Origin of the sequence: Bacteroides sp. RTP31139st1_H2_RTP31139_211217, from assembly GCF_040227615.1 — a bacterium.
In the GTDB taxonomy this organism is placed as follows: Bacteria; Bacteroidota; Bacteroidia; order Bacteroidales; family Bacteroidaceae; genus Bacteroides; species Bacteroides uniformis.
Map to the genome: position 1 here is coordinate 1 of NZ_JBCNZM010000269.1, position 3,521 is coordinate 3,521.

General features: G+C 53.7%; 6 protein-coding genes. 3 read left to right on the forward strand and 3 right to left on the reverse strand.

Annotated elements, in window-relative coordinates; all coding sequences use genetic code 11:
- Positions 1-67: 67 nt before the first annotated feature.
- Genes ABUA47_RS23655 through ABUA47_RS23665 form a run of 3 tightly spaced genes read right to left on the reverse strand, consistent with a single transcriptional unit; the run spans position 68 to position 1,033 of the window.
- Positions 68-391, reverse strand: a complete 324-nt coding sequence (locus ABUA47_RS23655) for a helix-turn-helix domain-containing protein (protein WP_118327843.1) — start codon at positions 389-391, stop codon at positions 68-70.
- 36 nt (positions 392-427) lie between these two features.
- Positions 428-715 (reverse strand): hypothetical protein, encoded by a 288-nt coding sequence (locus tag ABUA47_RS23660; protein WP_195588038.1) that lies wholly within the window; start codon positions 713-715, stop codon positions 428-430.
- Positions 716-721: 6 nt separating this feature from the next.
- Entirely contained in the window at positions 722-1,033 is a 312-nt protein-coding gene (locus ABUA47_RS23665; RefSeq protein ID WP_008666975.1) for a helix-turn-helix domain-containing protein, read from the reverse strand.
- A gap of 559 nt (positions 1,034-1,592) precedes the next feature.
- Here ABUA47_RS23665 and ABUA47_RS23670 point away from each other — a divergent pair.
- From ABUA47_RS23670 to ABUA47_RS23680, 3 genes are all read left to right on the forward strand, one after another.
- The gene (locus ABUA47_RS23670) at positions 1,593-2,087 is read left to right on the forward strand and encodes a DUF3408 domain-containing protein (RefSeq protein WP_118327840.1); all 495 of its coding nucleotides are present in this window, start codon (positions 1,593-1,595) and stop codon (positions 2,085-2,087) included.
- Between the two features lie 227 nt (positions 2,088-2,314).
- Positions 2,315-2,686 (forward strand): plasmid mobilization protein, encoded by a 372-nt coding sequence (locus ABUA47_RS23675; RefSeq protein WP_005650044.1) that lies wholly within the window; start codon positions 2,315-2,317, stop codon positions 2,684-2,686.
- A 4-nt stretch (positions 2,687-2,690) separates the two neighbouring features.
- Positions 2,691-3,521, forward strand: an 831-nt coding sequence (locus tag ABUA47_RS23680; protein ID WP_349832169.1) for a relaxase/mobilization nuclease domain-containing protein, incomplete at its 3' end; no start/stop codon positions are given.

Sequence of the window (3,521 nt, forward strand, 5' to 3'; positions counted from 1 at the left end):
GAAAACGAAGGGGCGGTCGGTTGTCATACCGGTCGCCCCTTCGTTCACGATCCCGTACGGAACTTTCCTAAAGTTCCTCCGGCCTAGTTCTCGCCTCCCGGTAGCAACTGTCAAGCAGCTTCTCGATGTCGGAGGAACGGTACAGTATCTTGCCGCCCAGCCGGGTGAAGGCAAGCAGACCGCTGTCACGGTACTGTTGCAGGCTGCGTCGGCTCACTTTCAGCTTTTCAGCCAGTTCGCGGTCCGTATAGAAGTTCTCGCCCGCCATCGCCGGTGACCTGCCGGCAAAGAAACGCTCCATGGAAACGGAGAGACGCTCGACGGTGGAGAAGAACTCTCTTATATGCTCGCTGCTCTCACGGGTGAGCAGACGGTTATCGGTGTTCATCATAAATCTCATCTGTTTGTTGGTTTGACATTTACTTTTTCAGTTTCTCATATATCGGCCCCACCCCATGACATGGAGGGTGTGGGGGCATCCCTCCGACATGAACCGGCACTCTTTCGTACCGATACGGATATGGCATCCCTCCCCGTCCCCGTCTATCCTGTAGAGCGAGAAGCTTCCACGCCCGTACTCCGCGTCAAGGCTGTAGGCCAGCAGGCGGTAGTCCCCGCTGGAATCCCTGAAGATGTAGAAATCGGGACTGCCGTCCAGACTTTCCCAGCCGCCTGCCAGACTGCCGGGGGAAAGTATCATCCTTTTGTTTCCCATGGCTTTTCAAATTGATTTTCCCATGCTTTCAGCCCGCTTGCGGCGCTCTTCCACTATCCGGATGATGCTTTCCACGTCCCCGGGCTTGTAATAAGTCTTGTGGCAGATCTGTGTATATGCCAGCGTGCCGTTGTCACGCAGGGTCTGCAGGGTTCTCGGGCTGACCTTCAGCAGCAGGCACACCTCCTGGTTGTCCAGCCATTTCTTCTCTTCCATGTCACCGTACAGCCGGCAGAGGGTGTCCAGCCGGTCCGCGAACGTCCGGAAGGCCGAGAGCATCGCCTCAAAGGTCCTTGCCTCAATGTTCACTATTTCCATAATCAATGCAATTTCAGGTTTGACATCTGTTTCATTCTCTTTTCGGATCCGGATTCCGTGCCGCAATTTAGTGAATCCCGGCGAAACATCCTGAATTTCAAGACAGGATGACTACCTTTGACACCATATGCGTACTTGTTTCATCCGCAAAGTAAATGATTGTTCCCGGATATGGTTCCGGCCCTTCATCAGATGTCATTATATGTCATCAGATGTCATTGGAATCTGATTTTAACATTCATTTGCTTTCAGTAAACAAGCGTTCAGGTGTAATAGGCAAATTTAAAAACAGCATTTTTGGTAAACTTTCGCATCACTTTTCAGTAAGCTAAGAAGTAGTACGTTCAGATCCGTTCCCGGGTAATTTTGGAATTTCCGGTGCGTATCTTTGTGAAGTCATCACCGTCAGACCGATCCAACAATATGAATAACGCGGCAAACCCCGCCAATCGGACCCGTCCGTTTCACAGCACTTGTTATTATCGTTTTATTTGCTTCCGACAACCGGGCAAACGGGTAGACCATGCCCACAATATCAACCATCTAAAATCCATGTACAATGAAAAGTGAACCGACTGAAAAACCAAGAGGAAAGAAAACGGCGGCATCCGAAACCGCAGACAGAAAGAACGGCCGTAGTCCTAGCCCCGGCCACGACGGGTGGTGGGAAAGACTCATGATGGAACCCGGTCCGGGGGAATCCACCGGTACGGATGCGGAACCGGTGATTCCATCCGGGGCCGTTGCGGAAGAGGTGTCCGGGGAGACGGTAAGAAAGGACACCCCGGCGGAACCGGAAGACCCCGTGAGAAGAAGGACGAGCGGCAGGCAGCGCAGGGCCTCGCTGGAGGAGTACCGGGAAACATACCTCACCGTCCCGAAGATCAGGAACCGCAAGACGGTGTTCGTCAGTGAGGATGTGAGGGACGAACTGGACGCCGTCGTCCGCAGGCTCGGCGGGCGTGGCATGAGCGTTTCCGGACTGCTGGAGAACCTTGCCAGGGAGCATCTTGCCGCCTACCGTGGAGACATCGAGCAGTGGAGAAAAATCTGACAGCCTGTAACCGGGCGTGGAGTATACCCGATGTATGCACCGTCCCCTGTGTACCCGCTTCAATGTGGAAAATGCGGGGGGATTTTTCTGTGGGGGGAGCAAGGGTATGTTTCCGGATTCCCGAAAACCCTTGCTCCCCGCGCCCGGCGGTTGCTGGGAGGGCAAATCCGCTCCCGCCGGTCGCAGATTTTGGAATGAAAGAAGTACGGACGAAAAAGAAAAAACATATGACAAACGATGTGAATGGGATGAAGAAAAAATGTGGCCGTCCGGCACTGGGCAGGACGCGTAAATTGACCAGAGGCGTGACGGTGAAGTTCTCCCCCGTCAGCTACGAGGCTCTCAGGTTCAGGGCAGGGAAGTCCGGCCGGAGTCTGGCGGTCTATATCAGGGAGGCAGCACTGGCGGCCACCGTTACGGCAAGGCATACACCGGAGGAGAACGCACTGTTGCGCAGCCTGGCGGGAATGGCTAACAACCTGAACCAGCTGACAAAGCTCTCGCACCAGACCGGCTTTTACAGGACAAGGCTGCTGATAGAGGGGCTGCTGGGAAAGCTGAAGCGGATCATGGATGATTACAGACCGAAAGGAGGATAGCCTCATGATAGGGAAGATCAGGAAAGGCCGCTCGTTCGGCGGCTGCATACGCTACGTGACGCAGAAGGACGACGCGGAAATCATCGCCTCGGAAGGCGTGCTGCTGGGAACGGCAGAAGAGATGGCGCGAAGTTTCCGGTGGCAATGCCTGCTGAATCCGGACGTGGCGAAACCGGTGGGACACATCGCGCTCAGCTTCAAGCCGGAGGACGCACCGAGGCTGACCGACGCGTTTATGGCAAGGCTGGCGGGGGAATACCTAGAACTGATGGGGATACGGAACACGCAGTTCATCGTGGTGAGGCATCACGGGACGGACAACCCGCACTGCCACATCGTCTTCAACCGGGTGGACTTCGACGGGAAGGTGATTTCCGACAGCAACGATTTCAGGCGCAACGAGAAAGTGACAAAAATGCTTAAGGACAAGTATTCGCTCACCTATTCCGAAGGCAAACAGTCCGTTAAAACGGAAAAGCAGCATGCTTCCGAAAAGGTGAAATACGAAATATACCGTGCGGTCAAGGAAGCTTTGAGGAGTGCAGATACATGGAAAAAATTTCAAAATAAGCTCTTAAAAATGGGCGTGGAAATGGAATTCAAGTACAAGGGAAACACTAATGAAGTGCAGGGCATCCGCTTTATAAAGAACGGTCTGTCATTCAAGGGAAGTGGGATTGACCGCAGTTTCAGCTGGTCAAGGCTGGATGCGGCATTGGACCATAACCATGTCACGTCCCTGGAAAATGACGTTTCCCAAAAGCAACCGTACCATGAACAAAGTCATGGTTCTGTTATTGATAACCTGGTCGAAGTCACCGGTACGGGTGGCGTG

What these genes read in the sequence shown, in the direction of transcription:
- ABUA47_RS23670 (WP_118327840.1), top strand. Translation starts at nt 1,593, where the DNA reads ATGAAAAGTGAACCGACTGAAAAACCAAGAGGAAAGAAAACGGCGGCA.
- ABUA47_RS23655 (WP_118327843.1), bottom strand. Translation starts at nt 391, where the DNA reads ATGATGAACACCGATAACCGTCTGCTCACCCGTGAGAGCAGCGAGCAT.
- ABUA47_RS23665 (WP_008666975.1), bottom strand. Translation starts at nt 1,033, where the DNA reads ATGGAAATAGTGAACATTGAGGCAAGGACCTTTGAGGCGATGCTCTCG.
- ABUA47_RS23675 (WP_005650044.1), top strand. Translation starts at nt 2,315, where the DNA reads ATGACAAACGATGTGAATGGGATGAAGAAAAAATGTGGCCGTCCGGCA.
- ABUA47_RS23660 (WP_195588038.1), bottom strand. Translation starts at nt 715, where the DNA reads ATGGGAAACAAAAGGATGATACTTTCCCCCGGCAGTCTGGCAGGCGGC.